The organism is Streptomyces sp. NPDC097129 (genome assembly GCF_055668065.1).
On record NZ_JBVOQE010000004.1, the window covers coordinates 430,234 to 446,459 of the forward strand.

Consider the following 16,226-nt stretch of genomic DNA (forward strand, 5'->3'; position numbering starts at 1 on the left):
CCTGGGGGCGTCAGAACAGCCGCAGCTTGTCGTCCTCGATGCCGCGCAGGGCGTTGTAGTCCAGGACCTGGCAGCCGATGCCGCGGTCCGTGGCGAGGACGCGGGCCTGCGGCTTGATCTCCTGGGCCGCGAAGATGCCGCGCACCGGCGCGAGATGCGGGTCGCGGTTGAGGAGCTCCAGGTAGCGGGTGAGCTGCTCGACGCCGTCGATCTCACCGCGCCGCTTGATCTCCACCGCGACGGTCCGGCCGTCGGCGTCCCGGCACAGGATGTCCACGGGGCCGATCGCGGTCATGTACTCGCGCCGGATGAGCGTGTAGCCCTCGCCGAGGGTCTCGATGCGGTCGGCGAGCAGCTCCTGAAGGTGCGCTTCCACGCCGTCCTTGATCAGGCCGGGGTCGACGCCGAGCTCGTGCGAGGAGTCGTGGAGGATCTCCTCCATCGTGATGATCAGTTTCTCGCCCGCCTTGTTGACGACGGTCCAGACGCCCTCCTCCTCGCCCGTGCCCTCCTTCAGGGTGCACGGCGGCGACATCCAGTTCAGGGGCTTGTAGGCCCGGTCGTCGGCATGGATGGAGACGCTGCCGTCCGCCTTGACCAGGATCAGTCGGGGCGCGGAGGGCAGGTGGGCGGTGAGCCGGCCGGCGTAGTCCACGGAGCATCGGGCAATGACGAGACGCATGGTCGGCAACGCTACTCGACCGACGCCGGTGCACGCGATTCGCCCCGTGAGCCGCCCCTAATCTCCCTGATTCCGCCTGTTCCACACTGGCCGATTGTGTGCCCAACTGGGCGTTCCTATCTGCCCATTCGCCTGGTGCCGTCACCGTCTGTTGCCTACCGTAGAAAACGGGAGGTCGCTATGCGTGTACTCACCGTGTTCGGTATTTCGGCATGGCGGGCTCCTCTTTCCGTGTCCGGCAACCCCTGCTGTGCGGGGGTGCGAGAGGAGAACCCATGTCGCTCGACGTCTCACCGGCCCTACTCGAACAGGCCGAGCGAGGCGAGGTCGACGAAGCAGCATTCGTCGACTGCGTCCGGACCTCCCTGCCCTACGCATGGGAGATGATCAGCTCCCTGGTGGCCCAGCTGAAGGTCGACGGCGGCGAGTTCGCCGACAACCAGACGCCCCCGCCGGACGAGCAGGCGCGCGGCCAGCTGCTGCGCGCGCTGGCCAGTGACGCGATACGCGGTGCGCTGCAGCGGCACTTCGGTGTGCGGCTGGCCTTCCAGAACTGCCACCGCGTGGCGGTGTTCCCGATGGACGCCTCGGTGGACCAGACGCTGGCGCGCTTCACCTCGATCCGCAACCAGCTGCTGAACCAGTCCCCGGAACTGCGGGACTGCTGACGCGGTGAGTCGCCCGCTTGCCGCTCCGCCCGTGGGAGGTGCAGACATCGAAACCGGAGCGGCAAGCTCCCCGGGACGCTCTCAGGACAGCTGGGGGAGTACCTCGGCGCCCAGGCGCCGGACGTTCTCCTCCGTGGCCGCGAGATCGCCCGAACCCTCCACCAGCAGGGCGAACCGGGAGATACCGGTTCGCTCGCTGGTCGCGGCGAGCCGGTCGACGGCGAGCCGCGGCGGGCCCACCGGGTGCAGCCCGCACAGCAGCTCGGTGTACTCCAGCGGGTCCCGCATCCGCCGTTGCCGGCCGTCGACCGTGACATGGGCGTCGAGCCCCTGCTTCAGCCAGCCCGGCATGGCCTTCGTCAGGGTCTCCACCGCGTCCGTGCGCCGGTCCGCGAGCTGGCAGACGCCGGCCGAGACATGCCCCGCCGACCGGATCTCGTCCTCGGCGCGGCCCGCCGCCCGCGCGGACCGCCGCCACAGGGCGACCATCTCGGCCTTCTCCTCGTCCCCGACGTGCATGCCGAGCAGCATCGGCAGCCCGCGCTCGGCCGCCAGCCGCACACTCGACGGGGACGTGCACGCGACGATCACCTCCGGGCCCGGGTCGTCCGTCAGCGCCTCCGACGGCCTTGGCACGACGGGCACTTCACGGAAGCGGAACAGCTCGCCGTCCGCCGACACCCGCGCGTCGCGCAGCCAGCGTGTCAGCAGATCGAGTGATTCCGGGAAGCCGTACTCGTACGCCCCGAGGCCCGAGCCGAACACCTCCAGGTCCACCCACGGCCCGCCCCGTCCCACGCCCAGCGAGAACCGGCCGCCGCTCGTCAGATGCAGCAGCGCGGCCTGCTCGCCGAGCGCGACGGGATGCGCCGTCGGCAGCACACTGACCGCCGTCCCCACCCGCAGCCTGCGGGTACGGCCCAGCAGCAGCGCGGCCAGGGTGACGGCCGACGGGCACGTGCCGTACGGCACGAAGTGGTGCTCGGCCAGCCAGACCGTGTCGAGCCCGGCCTCCTCGGCGACCTCGGCGGAGCGGACCGCGCGGTGCAGCGCCTCTCCCGGGCCCTGGCCGGGGAACTGGGCGGCCAACACGAAACTTCCAACGCGCATAGCTTTTCCTGCTTCCTCGGCTCCGACGCGGAGCTCCCCCACCCGGCATAACCGTCTGACACGTGCCGAGGACACGGCCTGACGGAGTAATTTGCGGATTGTCGGGAGAACGCGGGAGAACGGGCCCCGCGGCGGGAGGACTTGAGGCCCGTCACCGGCCCTGGAGCGGGGAGTACCCCCGAGCGCGCCGCGTACGCTGGAAGCGGCCCCTGCTTCCTGTAGAGCTCCGTGAGGTGTCCTGTGTCCCCGCGTCGCAACCGTCCCAAGGGCTCCGGTGCGCCGAGCCGCAGCGCCGAGGACGACCAGTCGACCCGCTACGGCGGCTGGCAGTCGTCGGTGAACTGGCAGGGCGACGACTGGAACGTGCGGCACGTGGCGGGGTCCAGCGCCCAGGGCAAGAGCTACCGCTGCCCCGGCTGCGACCAGCTCATCCCCGACGGCGTCCCGCACGTCGTGGCCTGGCCCGAGCACGCGGGCGTCGACGACCGCCGCCACTGGCACAAGGCCTGCTGGAACGCCAGGGACCGCCGCACCATTCGGGTGCAGCGGTCCCGTAACGCGCCGAGGTTCTGACCTCCGACCGGCTCTCTCCGGTACGCCCTACACGTCCCGCTTCTCCAGCAGTGCCCACGCGCCGGCGAAGGCGGCGGCCGTCGTACCGAGCGCGATCCACAGCGGGTCCCAGCCGGAGGGGCCGGACTCGCCGATGGACGCGGTGTAGAACACACCGAGCTGGGACGGGATCGAGTAGTCGAACAGGAACTCGCGGACCTTCTGCAGCGACTCCGTCGCCATGAACAGGGCGAGCACCAGCGGGGCCAGCACCACACCGATCATGACCGTGATCGCGCCGGCCGAGTGCCGGATGATCGAGCCGAGCAGCATCGAGAACAGGCCGAGCAGCGCGATGTACAGCGAGACGCCGACGGTGGCCTTGAACCACTCCCCGCCGGACGGCTCCTTCGCGTCGGAGACGATGCCGGTCAGTGCGAAGGAGACGAACGCGGTCGACACGAGCGTGACCGCGAACACCACCGTGAACAGCACGATCGCCTTCGCCGTCAGCACCCGCCCGCGCGTCGGACAGGCCACCGACGTGGTGCGGATCATGCCGGTGCCGTACTCCGAGGCCGTCGTCATCACGCCGAGCGTGATGACGCACACACTGCCCAGCAGCACGCCGAAGAGGCCGAACGGCAGCGGGCTGTTCTCCCTGAGGCTCTCCGGCGAGGCGTGGGCGGCGACCAGCGTGCCGATCGTCAGGCCGATGCCGACGACGAGCAGCACGAACACCCCGAGCGTCCACAGCGTGGAGCGCACCGAGCGCAGCTTGGTCCACTCGGAGGCGACGGCGTGCCCGAGGTGGGTGCGCACGATCGGGATCGGCGAGGTGTAGCCGGGCGCGCCGGGCGCCGTCTGCCAGGTCGGCGCGGTCTGCGGCGTCGGGATCTGGGGCGAGCTCATCGGGCGTCCTCGGACTGGGCGGTGGTCGGGTCGGCGGAGGGGGCGGCGGGCGCGGGGGCCTGCTGCGGGGCCTGCGGGGCGTACGGGTTCGCCGGGGCCCCGCCCGGTGCCTGCGGGGCGCCGTACGGGCCAGGCTGTCCCTGGGGCGGCGGGAACGGCTGCCCGCCGTGCTGGGGCGGCGGCGGGGCGTACCAGCCGGGCTGGCCCTGTCCGGGCACCGGCATCGGCGGCTCGGCGCCCGGCGGCAGCGGCTGCTGGAAGGCGGCCTTCTGGTCGATCGTGGAGCGGTAGTCGACGGCGCCCTGCGTCATCCGCATGTACGCCTCCTCCAGCGAGGCCTGGTGCGGGCTCAGCTCCCACAGCCGTACCTCGTGCTCGTGGGCGAGGTCGGAGATGCGCGGCAGCGCCAGCCCCGTCACCCGCAGCGCGCCGTCCTGCTCGGGCAGCACCTGGCCGCCCGCCTCGGTGAGCGCGGCCATCAGTTTCTCGCGCTGCTGCGGCTCGGTGTCGGGGGTGCGCACGCGCGCGAAGCCGGCCGAGTTCGCCGCGATGAAGTCCTGCACGCTCATGTCGGCGAGGAGCTGGCCGCGCCCGATCACGATGAGATGGTCGGCGGTGAGCGCCATCTCGCTCATCAGGTGGGAGGAGACGAACACCGTGCGCCCCTCGGCGGCGAGCGCCTTCATCAGGTTGCGCACCCACAGGATGCCCTCGGGGTCGAGGCCGTTGACCGGCTCGTCGAAGAGCAGCACCTGCGGGTCGCCGAGCAGCGCGGCGGCGATGCCGAGCCGCTGGCCCATGCCGAGCGAGAAGCCCTTGGAGCGCCGCCCGGCCACGTCCTGGAGGCCGACCACGCCGAGCACCTCGTCGACGCGGCGGGCCGGGATGCCGGACAGCTGGGCCAGGCTCAGCAGGTGGCTGCGGGCGGAGCGGCCGCCGTGCACGGCCTTGGCGTCCAGCAGGGCGCCGACCTGGCGGGCCGCGTTCGGCAGCCGGCGGTAGGGGTGGCCGCAGATCGTCACCGACCCGGCGGTGGGGTTGTCCAGGCCGAGGATCATCCGCATGGTCGTCGACTTGCCCGAGCCGTTCGGCCCGAGGAAACCGGTGACGGCACCGGGCCGCACCTGGAAGGAGAGGTTGTACACAGCGGTCTTGTCGCCGTAGCGCTTCGTCAGGCCGACTGCTTCGATCATGCTCCGCACCCATCGCAAGGTTCAGGACAGCAGGGCACACGCCCCCGTAAGGGTTAGGAGGATATCCAGGCGCTGACGGTTCCGCCCAAGAGAAGGCAAAGGCAGTGACCTGCCGTCTGGGCCGGCCCGGCCCTACGCGTCACGCCGCTTCAGCAGGACGTAACCGCCGACGAGCACCGCCGCCACCCACGCCACCATGATCCCGAGGCCGCCCCAGGGGCCGTACGGGGTGTCGTCGCCGACCGGGGTGACCACCTGCATGATCTTGCTGCCGGCCTGGTCGGGCAGGTACTGGCCGACCTTCTTCGTCGCGCTGACGTTGCCGAGGATGTTCGAGATCAGGAAGAAGAACGGCATCAGGATGCCGAGCGAGAGCATCGGCGAGCGCAGCATCGCGGCCACGCCCATCGAGAACATCGCGATCAGCGTCATGTAGAGGCCGCCGCCGAACACCGCGCGCAGTACGCCGGGGTCGCCGATCGAGGCCCGGTGCTCGCCCAGCATCGCCTGCCCGAGGAAGAACGTGGCGAAGCTGGTCGCCATGCCGACCAGCAGGGCCAGCCCGGCCGCGACGGCCACCTTGCTGAACAGGAACGTGCCGCGCCTGGGCACCGCGGCCAGCGAGGCGCGGATCATGCCGGTGCTGTACTCGTTCGACACCACCAGCACGCCGAACACGATCATCGCGAGCTGGCCGAGGGTCATCCCGGCGAAGCTGATGAAGGTCGGGTCGAAGGAGAGCCGGTCCTTGCGGCTCATGGTGTCGAACTCGTTCTTCGACAGCGCCGAGATCAGCATGCCGAGGGCGATGGTGACCACCACGGCGAGGGACAGCGTCCAGACCGTGGACGCCACCGAACGGATCTTGGTCCACTCCGAGCGGATGACCTGGACCGCCGCCATGGCTCAGCTTCCCTTCTGCCATTCGGCGCCCCACGGCTGCTGCTGTGCCGTGGGTGTGCCGTCGTGTGCGTGGTACTCCACCGTCTGCGCGGTCAGCTGCATGAACGCCTCCTCCAGGGAGGCCTGCTGACTGCTCAGCTCGTGCAGCACGATCTGGTGCTGCGCGGCCAGCTCACCGATCTGCTCGCTCTTGCCGCCCTCCACCTCCAGCACCCCGCTGCCGCTCTCCACGACGGTGATGCCCGCCTGGTGCAGCACGTCCAGCAGCCGTTCGCGCTGCGGGGTGCGGATCCGGACGAAGGTGCGGGAGTTGCGGGCGATGAAGTCGGCCATCGAGGTGTCCGCCAGCAGCCGGCCCTGCCCGATGACGACGAGATGGTCGGCGGTGAGCGCCATCTCGCTCATCAGGTGGGAGGAGACGAACACGGTCCGCCCCTGCGCCGCCAGCGATTTCATCAGGTTGCGGATCCAGTGGATGCCCTCGGGGTCGAGGCCGTTGACCGGCTCGTCGAACATCAGGATCCGCGGATCGCCGAGCAGGGCGGCCGCGATGCCGAGCCGCTGCCCCATGCCGAGCGAGAAGCCCTTGGTCTTCTTCCTCGCCACCGCCGTCAGACCGACCGCCTCCAGCACCTCACGCACCCGGCGGGTGGGGATGCCGTTGCTCTGCGCGAGGCACAGCAGGTGGTTGTAGGCGCTGCGCCCGCCGTGCCAGGCCTTCGCCTCCAGCAGCGCGCCGATGTACGTCAGCGGGTCCTTCAGCTGGTCGTAGTGGCTGCCGTCGATGCGCACATCCCCGGCCGTGGGCCGGTCCAGGCCCAGGATCATCCGCATGGTCGTCGACTTGCCCGCGCCGTTGGGACCGAGGAAGCCGGTGACGATGCCGGGTCTGACGGTGAAGCTCAGATTGTTCACCGCCACCTTCTCGCCGTACCGCTTGGTCAGCCCCTCGAGCTCGATCATGCGGCCACGCTAGGACGGAACGAAGCCCTCCGCCAGTGCTGGCGGAGGGCTTCGTCAGTCGTTCGGACGCCGTATCCCGGGCGTTGGCGTACGCGGTCAGCGAGACTGCTGCGCCGGCACCCCACGAGAAACCTGCTCGTCGTCACCCGGCGCGCCCGCGGCGGCGACCGCCGCACCGGTCAGCGTGGCGAGCATCTCGCGGACGTTCGTCAGCTGGGCGTTGATGGAGTCGCGGCGGTTGGTGAGCGCCGCGAGCTCGCGCTCGGATTCCGAGCGGATGCGGTCGGCCTTGGCGTTGGCGTCGGCGACGATGTCCTCCGCCTGGCGCTGGGCCGTCTCCACCGTCTGGCGGGCGCGGCGCTCGGCGTCCGTGCGCAGCTTCTCCGCCTCCAGGCGCAGCTGCTCGGCGCGGTGCTCGATCTCCGCGAGCCGCTTCTCGGCCTTGGCCTGACGGGAGGCCAGGTCACGCTCGGACTGCTCACGGCGCTTGGCGAGGTTCGTCTCGAAGTCGGCGGCGGCCTGCGCGGCCTTGGCGCGGGTCTCCTCGAAGAGGGCGTCCGCCTCCTCCCGCTTGGACTGCGCGTCCTTCTGCGCCTCGGAGCGCAGCTGAGCCGCGTCGGCCTTGGCCTTCTCGACGATCCGGACGCCCTCGTCCTCGGCCTTCGCCTTGCGGTCGGAGGCGTAGGACTCCGCGTCGTTGCGCACCTGCTGGGCCGCCGACTCGGCGAGGTCACGGTGCTGCTCGGCGGCGCGCCGGGCCTCCTCGCGCAGCTCCTTGGCCTCTTCCTCGGCAAGGCGCAGGATCTTCTCGACGCGCGCGCCGAGACCGGCGTAGGACGGCTCGGCGTCGGTCACCTGCGCCTGGGCGTTCTGCGTCTCGAGGTGCAGCTCCTCGATGCGCTTCTCCAGGGCGGTGATGCGGGAGAGGGCCTGGTCACGGTCGGAGACGAGCTTGGAGATACGTTCGTCCACCTGAGCGCGGTCGTACCCACGCCGCACAAGCTCGAAGCCGTAGGGGGAAGTGTCGCTCATGGGGTTCCTGTCGAATGAGACCGGTGAGGTGATAGTGGAATCCTAGGGGTCAGAACGGCGTGTCATCGAGCGGATACGTGTTTGATCTGGAGAATGACACCCCTTTTGGGTGGCTGATCGGCGGACGACTTGCCAAGACACCGTCAAAGGCCCTGTCCGAGTCCCCGTTCCAGCCCCCGGAACACCGCCGCGTCACTTGCGCTTCCCCTCCGTGCCGTTGCCTTCAGGCTGACCCTTGCGGTCCCGCCGGCGCTAGCCGTCTGACGACTTGCCACCCGATCGAGGGGCGCCGACCGTCGCACCCGCCTTGACCCCGGAGTCCTTGGCCGGCGCGGGGGCCTCGAAGGACTCCAGCGCCTCCAGCACGTCCTGGACCCGGGAGATCTCGGCGTTGATGTCCTCGCGGCGCCGCACCAGGATCTCCAGCTCGCGCTTGCCCTCCTCGACCGTGCGCCGCGCCTCGCGGACCGCCTCGGCCTTGAGCTCCTCGGCCTCCTTGACCAGCCTGGCCTTCTTCTGCTCGGCCTCCTTGAGGAGCCCCTCGGCCTTCTTCACGGCGGCGATACGGACCTTGCCCGCCTCGGAGTTGGCCTCCGAGACGATCTCCTTGGCCTTCGCCTCCGCCTTGGCCAGCTGCTCCTCGGCGGCCTTGATGAGCGCGTCGCAGCGGTCGCCGGTGGACTTCATCGTCTCGGCGGCCTCGCGCCGCGCCCGCTCGTGCAGCTCCTCGATCTCGGAGGTGATGCGGTCGCGCAGCTCCTCCGCCCGCTCCCTTATCTGCGTGGCGTCCCGGCGCGCGCCGACCAGCAGCTCGTCCGCGTCCGAACGGGCCTTCTCGACCATCTGGTTGCCCTCGATGGTCGACTCGGAGACGATCCGCTCGGCCTCCTGCCGGGCCGCGCCGACCATCGTGTCCGCCTGCGCCTCGGCGTCCGCGGTCGTCTTCAGCGCCTGCTGCTGCGCCTCGGTGAGCAGCTTGTCCGCCTCGGCCGTGGTCTCCGTGATGAGCTTGTCGACCTGCTCGGCGGCCTCGCTGCGCCGCTTGTTGGCGTCCTTGCGGGCCTCGTCCAGGGTGCGCTCGGCCTCCTCGCGGGCGGCCGTGACGACGCGCTCGGCCTCCTCGGCCGCGTCCGTCCTGACCCGCTCGGACTCGGCACGGATCCGCTCGGCGTGCTGCTGGGCGCTGCCCACCGTCTCGGCGGCCTCGGCACGCAGCCGCTCCGCCTCCGCGGTCGCTTCCCCGACCAGCGTCTCGGCCGTGGCGACCGACTCCGTGCGGACCCGCTCGGCCTCCTCCAGCGCCTCGGTGCGCACGCGTTCGGCCTCCGCGGCGGTCTCCGCGCGCAGCCGGTCCGTCCGAGCGATCGTCTCGGCACGCAGCCGGTCGGTCTCGGCGACGGTCTCGGTGGTGAGGCGTTCGGCTTCGCTGCGGGCCTCGGTGATGAGGGTGTCCGCCTGCGTCGCCGCGTCCGAGCGGATGCGGTTGGCGTCCTCCCGGGCATCGGCCCGGGTACGCGTCGCGTCCTGCTCGGCCTGAGCCCGGGTCTCGGAGGCCTCGGTGCGCAGCCGGTCGGTCTCCTCCCGCACCTGCGTGCGGACCCGCTCGGCCTCCTCCAGCGCTTCGGTGCGGACGCGTTCGGCCTCCGCGACGGTCTCCGTGCGCAGCCGGTCGGTCTCGGCGACGGTCTCGGTGGTGAGGCGTTCGGCTTCGCTGCGGGCCTCGGTGATGAGGGTGTCCGCCTGCGTCGCCGCGTCCGAGCGGATGCGGTTGGCGTCCTCCCGGGCGTCCGCCCGCGTACGGGCCGCCTGCTGGTCGGCCTGCGCGATGGTCTCCGAGGCCTCGGTGCGCACCCGCTGCGCGTGCTCGGCGGCGTCCGAACGGACCCGCTCGGCCTCCTCGACGGCCTCCGCCACCGTGTGCTCGGCGAGCGCCTTGGCGGCCTGGGACTCCTCGTTCGCCTCCCGGCGCAGCCGCGCGGCGTCCTCGCCCGCCCGCTCCCGCTCGGCGTAGGCGTCCGTGCGGACCCGGTCGGCCTCCTCCTGGGCTTCGCGGCGGGTGCGCTCCGCCGCGTGCTCGGCGGCGCTGCGCAGCCCGGCGATCTCCTCCTGCGCCTGCTCGTGCAGCCCGGCCACGGAGTCGCGCACCTGCTGCGCGTGCTGCTCGGCCGCGGAGACCATCTCGCCCGCGCGCCGCTCGGCCTCCTCGACCAGACGGGTCGCCTCGGCCTGTGCCTCCTCCACCCGGGTGCGCGCCGCCGCGAGCAGTTCCTCGCTCTGCGCGCGGGCCTGCTCACGTTCCTGGCCGGCCTCCTGGCGCGCCGATGCGAGGAGTTCCTCGGCCTCACGCCGGCGGCGGGCCGCCTCCTCCTGCGCGGCGGCCAGCGTCTCCGACGCCTCCGCCGCGAGCCGCTCGGCCGCGGCCTGCGCCTCGGCGCGGAGCCGGTCGGCGCTCTCCTGCGCCTCCGTCTTCAGCCGCTCCGCCTCCGCCGCGGCCTCCGACCGCAGCCGTACGGCGACGGCCTCGCCCTCCGCGCGGGAGGCGGAGGCGTCCGCGGCGGCCTCGGTGCGCAGCCGCTCGGCCTCGGTCTCGGCCTGCTGCTGGAGCGTACGGATGCGCTCGGCGGCCTCGCCGCGCAGCCGCTCGGTCTCCTCGCCGGCCTCCCGGCGGATGCGGGCGGCCTCCTCACGGGCGTCCGCGAGGGACTGCTCGGCCGCGGCGAGCCGCTCCTGCGCCTGCGTCTGAAGACGGGTCAGCTCCTCGGCGGCCTCCGCCTGCCGGGCCGCCATCGCCCGCTCGGTCTCCTCGCGCAGCTCGCGCGCGGCCTGCTCGGCGTCCGTCTTGACCGTCTCGGCCTGCTCGGCGGCCTCCGCGCGGTGCCGTTCGGCCTCCGCGCGGGTGCGCTCCAGGGTCTCCTCGGCCTGCCGGCGCAGCGTTGTTGCCCGCTCGATGGCCTCGGTGCGCACCTTCTCGCTGTCCGCGGTCGCGGACTTGCGCAGCTCGTCGGCGTCCGCCCTGGCCTTGGCCAGCAGTTCCTCGGCGGTCCTGGCCGCCTCGTCGATCTGCTGGACGGCCTCCTTGCGGGCCTCGGCGCGGATCTTCTCGCCCTCGGCGACCGCGTCGGCACGCAGCTGCTCGGCCTCGCCGCGCAGCCGGCGGGCCTCCTCCTGCAGCTCGACCGTCCTGGCCCGGTACTCCTCGGTGTCGTCCTTGGCCGCGCCCTTGAGCTGCTCGGCGATCTCGTGCGCCTGGGCGCGCAGCCGGTCCGACTCGGCCTCGGCCTCGGTGCGGATGCGCTCCGCCTCCTCGGCGGCGGCCTTCCTGGTCTGCCTGGCGTCCTCGGACGCCTTGTTGAGCACGTCCTCGGCGGTCCTGGCCGCCTTGGACAGCTGGGTGGCGGTCTCCTCCGCGGTGGCGCTGCGCGCCTTCTCCGCGGCCTCGGCGAGCAGCTTCTCCGCCTCGGCGCGGGCGTCGGCGAGCAGTTGCTCGGCCTCCGCCTTGGTGGACTCGGCCTCCTTGGTGGCCTCGCCGACCAGCCGGGCGACCTGCTCCTTGGCGGTGCGCGTACGGGTCTCGTTGGCGGCCTCGGCGCTCGTGAGCGCCTTCGCGGCGGCCTCCTTCGCCTCGGCGACCAGCTTCTCCGCCTCGGCGCGGGCCTCGCGCAGCGCGGTGTCGGCCTCGGCGATGCGGGCTTCCGCGGTGCGGCTCAGCTCCTGCGCCTGGCGGCGCGCGGCCTCCGACTCGCTGGCGGTGGAGGTGCGCAGCTGCTCGGCGTGGTCGGTGGCCTCCTGGGCCTGCGTGGAGGCGGCGTTGAGCAGCCGCTCGGCGTCCGCGCGGGCGCGGCGCAGCAGCTGCTCGGCCTCGGCGCGGGCCGACTCGGCCTCGCCGGTGAGCCGCTGGCGGGCCTCGGCGGTCAGCCGCTCGGCCTCCGCGCGGGCGGCGGCCAGGGCCTGCTCGGCCTCGGCGCGGGACTCCTCCAGGAGCCGGCGGGCCTGCGCCTCGGTGCGGGCGCGCAGCTGATCGGCCCACGCGACGTTCTCGTTGACGTGCGACTCGACGGTCGCCCGGCGTTCGGCCAGCTCCTGGTCCAGCTGCTGGCGCCGGGTCACCGCCTCCTGGTGCAGCTCGGCCTGCAGCCGCGCGGCCTGCTCGGCGTGCTCCTGCAGGATGCGCTGGGTCTGGGCGCGGGCCTGGCTCAGCTCGCGCTCGGCGTCGGCGCGGATCTGGTCGGCCTGCACCTGGGCCTGGCGCAGCAACTGCTCGGCCTGGTAACCGATGTCACCGCCGTCGAAGGCGGGCCGGGACATGATGGTGCGGCGCGCCTCGTGCAGCTTGGCGCGCAGCACCTCGACCTGGTAGCCGAGGTCCTCGGCGTGCTGGATCGCCTTTTCCCGCTCGGTCTTCAGCCGTTTCATCTCGGCTTCGAACCGAGTGAGGTGGTCGACGTCAGCCGCCGGCTCCCGCTCCTGGCTCTCGTAGCCCCGCACTGCGCGGTCCCATCCGTCCCCTGGTCGCAAGTCTCTCCAACGAGCACCGTCCATCCGCCGGACGGGGCCCCCGGGTGAATGGTGTCAGATCGACGGCGGAGCACGGGCCGCTGCCCCGTCGCTCGCCCCCCTGAACCGGACCCCCGGACTGGTCCCGCCGGTGAGGGAGGGACCGGGCCACCGCAGGGTTGGGCGGCGACCGCACCCAACCCTACCGGCCCTTATGTACGAGGGTCAGTGCTCGTCGGACTCAACAGGGGCCGAAGTGACCAGTTCTGTCAGGACGCCATGGCAGTCCTTGGGGTGCAGGAAGGTGATCCGCGAGCCCATGGAGCCGCGGCGCGGCTCGTCGTACAGGACGCGGACGCCCTTGCCGCGGATGGCCTCGGAGTCCGCGTCCACGTCCGCGGTGCCGAAGGCGATGTGGTGGACGCCCTCGCCGTTCTTCGCGAGCCACTTGCCGACCGCGGAGTCCTCGCGCGTCGGCTCCAGCAGCTGGAGGTAGGAGGCGCCGCCGTCCGACGTCTCGTTGATCTTGAGCATGGCCTCGCGTACGCCCTGCTCCTCGTTGACCTCGGTGTGGAACACCTCGAATCCGTACGTGGCCCGGTAGAACTCGACGGTGGCGTCGAGGTCGTGGCAGGCGATCCCGATGTGGTCGATTCGCGTCAGCATGCTTGTTAGTGGAGCGCTCCACGGATGGTTACGCAACGTGCGCGCGATCACACCGACGGCCCGGTGACGGCACGGAGTGCCATCAGTACATTCGAAGTAAACCCTCGTTCACTCCTCGGCCCGGCGGGCCGGTAAGGGGATCGCACCTCATGGCAACTGCAACGAACAGCTCGGTGATCGTCGCGGGCGCGCGGACGCCCATGGGGCGACTGCTGGGCTCATTGAAGTCCTTCTCCGGAGCCGACCTCGGCGGCTTCGCGATCAAGGCCGCCCTCGACCGTGCGGGGATCGGCGGCGACCAGGTGCAGTACGTGATCATGGGCCAGGTGCTCCAGGCCGGCGCGGGCCAGATCCCGGCGCGTCAGGCGGCCGTCAAGGCGGGCATCCCCATGAACGTCCCGGCGCTCACCATCAACAAGGTGTGTCTGTCCGGTCTGGACGCGATCGCGCTCGCGGACCAGCTGATCCGGGCCGGCGAGTTCGACATCATCGTGGCCGGCGGTCAGGAGTCCATGACCAACGCCCCCCACCTGCTGCCGAAGTCCCGTGACGGCTTCAAGTACGGCGCCGTGCAGATGCTGGACGCGATGGCCCACGACGGCCTGACCGACCCGTGGGAGGCCATCCCCATGGGCGAGTCCACCGAGAAGCACAACACCCGGCTCGGCATCGGCCGCGCCGAGCAGGACGAGATCGCCGCGCTGTCCCACCAGCGGGCCGCGGCCGCGCAGAAGAACGGCGTCTTCGAGGCCGAGATCACCCCGGTGGAGATCCCGCAGCGCAAGGGCGACCCGATCCTGTTCAGCAAGGACGAGGGCATCCGCGGCGACACCACGGCCGAGTCCCTCGGCAAGCTGCGCCCGGCGTTCGCCAAGGACGGCACGATCACGGCCGGCACCTCCTCGCAGATCTCCGACGGCGCGGCCGCCGTGGTCGTGATGAGCAAGGCCAAGGCCGAGGAGCTGGGCCTGGACTGGATCGCCGAGATCGGCGCCCACGGCAACGTCGCGGGCCCGGACAACTCGTTGCAGTCGCAGCCGTCCAACGCGATCGCACACGCCCTGAAGAAGGAGGGGCTGGAGGTCTCCGACCTCGACCTCATCGAGATCAACGAGGCCTTCGCGGCGGTCGCCGTGCAGTCAATGAAGGACCTCGGGGTGTCCACGGAAAAGGTGAACGTCAACGGCGGCGCGATCGCCCTCGGCCACCCGATCGGCATGTCCGGCGCCCGGCTGGTGCTGCACCTGGCGCTGGAGCTCAAGCGCCGGGGCGGCGGGGTCGGCGCGGCCGCGCTGTGCGGCGGCGGCGGCCAGGGTGACGCGCTGATCGTGCGGGTACCCAAGGCCTGAGCAGTCCGTATATTCGTACGATCCTGATGTGAACGGAGCTGTGATGCAGGACGTCTCCTCGCTGGTGGCCCAGGCCAGGGAAGGCCGGCCGCGTGCCGTGGCCCGGCTGATCTCCCTGGTGGAGGGGGCGTCCCCGCAGCTCAGGGAGGTCATGCGGACGCTCGCGCCGCTGACCGGCAACGCCTACGTCGTCGGTCTCACGGGCTCGCCCGGCGTCGGCAAGTCCACCTCGACCTCCGCGCTGGTCACGGCGTACCGCAAGCAGGGCAGGCGGGTCGGCGTCCTGGCCGTCGACCCCTCCTCGCCCTTCTCGGGCGGCGCCCTGCTCGGCGACCGGGTGCGGATGTCGGAGCACGCCTCCGACCCCGGCGTCTACATCCGTTCCATGGCGACCCGGGGCCACCTGGGCGGCCTCGCCTGGGCCGCGCCGCAGGCGATCCGCGTCCTGGACGCGGCGGGCTGCGACGTGATCCTCGTGGAGACCGTCGGTGTGGGCCAGTCGGAGGTGGAGATCGCCTCCCAGGCCGACACCTCCGTCGTCCTGCTGGCCCCCGGCATGGGCGACGGCATCCAGGCGGCGAAGGCCGGAATCCTGGAGATCGGCGACGTGTACGTCGTCAACAAGGCGGACCGCGACGGCGCCGACGCCACCGCGCGGGAGCTGAACCACATGCTGGGCCTCGGCGAGTCCCGCGCGCCGGGGGACTGGCGCCCGCCGATCGTCAAGACGGTGGCGGCACGCGCGGAGGGCGTCGACGAGGTCGTGGAGGCCCTGGAGAAGCACCGCGCGTGGATGGAGGAGCACGGGGTCCTCGCGGAGCGCCGCCGTGCCCGCGCGGCCCGCGAGGTCGAGACCATCGCGGTCACGGCGTTGCGGGAGCGGATCGGTGACCTGCACGGGGATCACCACCTGCCGACGCTTGCGGAACGCATCGTCGCCGGGGAGCTGGATCCCTACCGGGCGGCCGACGAGCTGATCGCGGGTCTCACCGAGGGCTGACGCCGTCTGAGCCCGTTCCGCCTACACGCTCGGTCCGGGCCGTGGTTCGGCGGGTGCGGCTGAGTGGGGGGCTGGTCGCGCCCACGCGGCCCAGCCGCATATCGATGCAGCCCCGCGCCCCTACAGGGGCGCTGCGGTAACCGCAGCGACCAGCCCCCTTGTCTTCGCTCAGGGGCGGCCGCGTTGCGTGCGCAAGTGGTCCGCGATGGGCCTGAGGGACTTGTCCAGTTCCGTCAGGGCCTCCGGGGACAGCAGGTCGATGAAGTGGCGGCGCACCGAGTCCACGTGGTGGGGTGCGACCTTCTTCATCGTCTCCATGCCGTGCTCGGTGAGCACCGCGTACAGCCCGCGCCGGTCGGACTCGCAGTTCTCCCGGCGCACGAGGTCGGCGTTCTCCATGCGCGTGATCTGGTGCGAGAGCCGGCTCTTGGACTGCAGCGTGGCGGAGGCGAGGTCACTCATCCGCATCCGCCGGTCCTCCGACTCGGAGAGGTTCACCAGGATCTCGTAGTCGTTCATCGTCAGGCCGAACGGCTGCAGATCCTTCTCGAGCTGGTACGTCAGCAGCCTGTTGACCTCCAGATGGGTACGCCAGGCACACTGCTCCGCATCCGTCAGCCATCGCGTGGCCGTCTCGGTCTCCATGAATGAAGTCTACCTAAGAAGTTGAATGGCGAACTACTGAGGGTGGTGTGACAGTGC

General features: G+C 71.7%; 14 protein-coding genes. 4 read left to right on the forward strand and 10 right to left on the reverse strand.

Going from position 1 to position 16,226, the window contains the following annotated elements; all coding sequences use genetic code 11:
* Window positions 1–10 precede the first annotated feature (10 nt).
* A complete protein-coding gene (nucS, locus tag AC0B9F_RS15815) occupies window positions 11–682 on the reverse strand; it encodes an endonuclease NucS (RefSeq protein ID WP_472002833.1) in 672 nt (223 codons plus the stop codon).
* 275 nt (window positions 683–957) lie between these two features.
* On the opposite strand from nucS, the gene AC0B9F_RS15820 reads away from it, so the two are divergent.
* On the forward strand, window positions 958–1,350 hold the full coding sequence (locus AC0B9F_RS15820; protein WP_472002835.1) for an SCO5389 family protein: 393 nt from the start codon (window positions 958–960) through the stop codon (window positions 1,348–1,350).
* An 81-nt stretch (window positions 1,351–1,431) separates the two neighbouring features.
* On the opposite strand, the gene AC0B9F_RS15825 is transcribed toward AC0B9F_RS15820, so the two are convergent.
* On the reverse strand, window positions 1,432–2,460 hold the full coding sequence (locus AC0B9F_RS15825) for an LLM class flavin-dependent oxidoreductase (protein ID WP_472002837.1): 1,029 nt from the start codon (window positions 2,458–2,460) through the stop codon (window positions 1,432–1,434).
* A gap of 240 nt (window positions 2,461–2,700) precedes the next feature.
* Here AC0B9F_RS15825 and AC0B9F_RS15830 point away from each other — a divergent pair, with 240 nt between their 5' ends.
* Window positions 2,701–3,033, forward strand: a complete 333-nt coding sequence (locus AC0B9F_RS15830; protein ID WP_472002839.1) for an ATP/GTP-binding protein — start codon at window positions 2,701–2,703, stop codon at window positions 3,031–3,033.
* A gap of 27 nt (window positions 3,034–3,060) precedes the next feature.
* Here AC0B9F_RS15830 and AC0B9F_RS15835 read toward each other — a convergent pair whose 3' ends face one another.
* The 7 genes from AC0B9F_RS15835 to mce form a co-directional block, all read right to left on the reverse strand.
* On the reverse strand, window positions 3,061–3,924 hold the full coding sequence (locus tag AC0B9F_RS15835; RefSeq protein WP_472002841.1) for an ABC transporter permease: 864 nt from the start codon (window positions 3,922–3,924) through the stop codon (window positions 3,061–3,063).
* Window positions 3,921–5,117: an ABC transporter ATP-binding protein gene (locus AC0B9F_RS15840; RefSeq protein ID WP_472002843.1), complete on the reverse strand. Its 1,197-nt coding sequence runs from the start codon at window positions 5,115–5,117 to the stop codon at window positions 3,921–3,923. The genes AC0B9F_RS15835 and AC0B9F_RS15840 overlap by 4 nt, the downstream gene beginning before the upstream one ends.
* 132 nt (window positions 5,118–5,249) lie before the next feature.
* Window positions 5,250–6,020, reverse strand: a complete 771-nt coding sequence (locus tag AC0B9F_RS15845; protein ID WP_472002845.1) for an ABC transporter permease — start codon at window positions 6,018–6,020, stop codon at window positions 5,250–5,252.
* A 3-nt stretch (window positions 6,021–6,023) separates the two neighbouring features.
* A complete protein-coding gene (locus AC0B9F_RS15850; protein ID WP_472002847.1) occupies window positions 6,024–6,983 on the reverse strand; it encodes an ABC transporter ATP-binding protein in 960 nt (319 codons plus the stop codon).
* A gap of 96 nt (window positions 6,984–7,079) precedes the next feature.
* Complete coding sequence (locus AC0B9F_RS15855) at window positions 7,080–8,015, reverse strand: cellulose-binding protein (protein ID WP_472002849.1); 936 nt, start codon at window positions 8,013–8,015, stop codon at window positions 7,080–7,082.
* 252 nt (window positions 8,016–8,267) lie between these two features.
* Window positions 8,268–12,500: a polarized growth protein Scy gene (gene scy / locus AC0B9F_RS15860; protein ID WP_472002851.1), complete on the reverse strand. Its 4,233-nt coding sequence runs from the start codon at window positions 12,498–12,500 to the stop codon at window positions 8,268–8,270.
* 234 nt (window positions 12,501–12,734) lie between these two features.
* Window positions 12,735–13,175, reverse strand: coding sequence for a methylmalonyl-CoA epimerase (gene mce / locus AC0B9F_RS15865; protein WP_472002853.1), 441 nt, complete (start codon window positions 13,173–13,175; stop codon window positions 12,735–12,737).
* Between the two features lie 149 nt (window positions 13,176–13,324).
* On the opposite strand from mce, the gene AC0B9F_RS15870 reads away from it, so the two are divergent.
* Window positions 13,325–14,524, forward strand: a complete 1,200-nt coding sequence (locus tag AC0B9F_RS15870; protein WP_472002855.1) for an acetyl-CoA C-acetyltransferase — start codon at window positions 13,325–13,327, stop codon at window positions 14,522–14,524.
* Between the two features lie 43 nt (window positions 14,525–14,567).
* Entirely contained in the window at window positions 14,568–15,524 is a 957-nt protein-coding gene (gene meaB / locus AC0B9F_RS15875) for a methylmalonyl Co-A mutase-associated GTPase MeaB (RefSeq protein ID WP_472002991.1), read from the forward strand.
* Window positions 15,525–15,692: 168 nt separating this feature from the next.
* Here meaB and AC0B9F_RS15880 read toward each other — a convergent pair whose 3' ends face one another.
* Window positions 15,693–16,169 carry a MarR family winged helix-turn-helix transcriptional regulator gene (locus tag AC0B9F_RS15880; RefSeq protein ID WP_361631810.1) on the reverse strand — a complete coding sequence of 159 codons (477 nt, stop codon included), beginning with the start codon at window positions 16,167–16,169 and terminating at the stop codon, window positions 15,693–15,695.
* Between the last annotated feature and the right edge of the window lie 57 nt (window positions 16,170–16,226).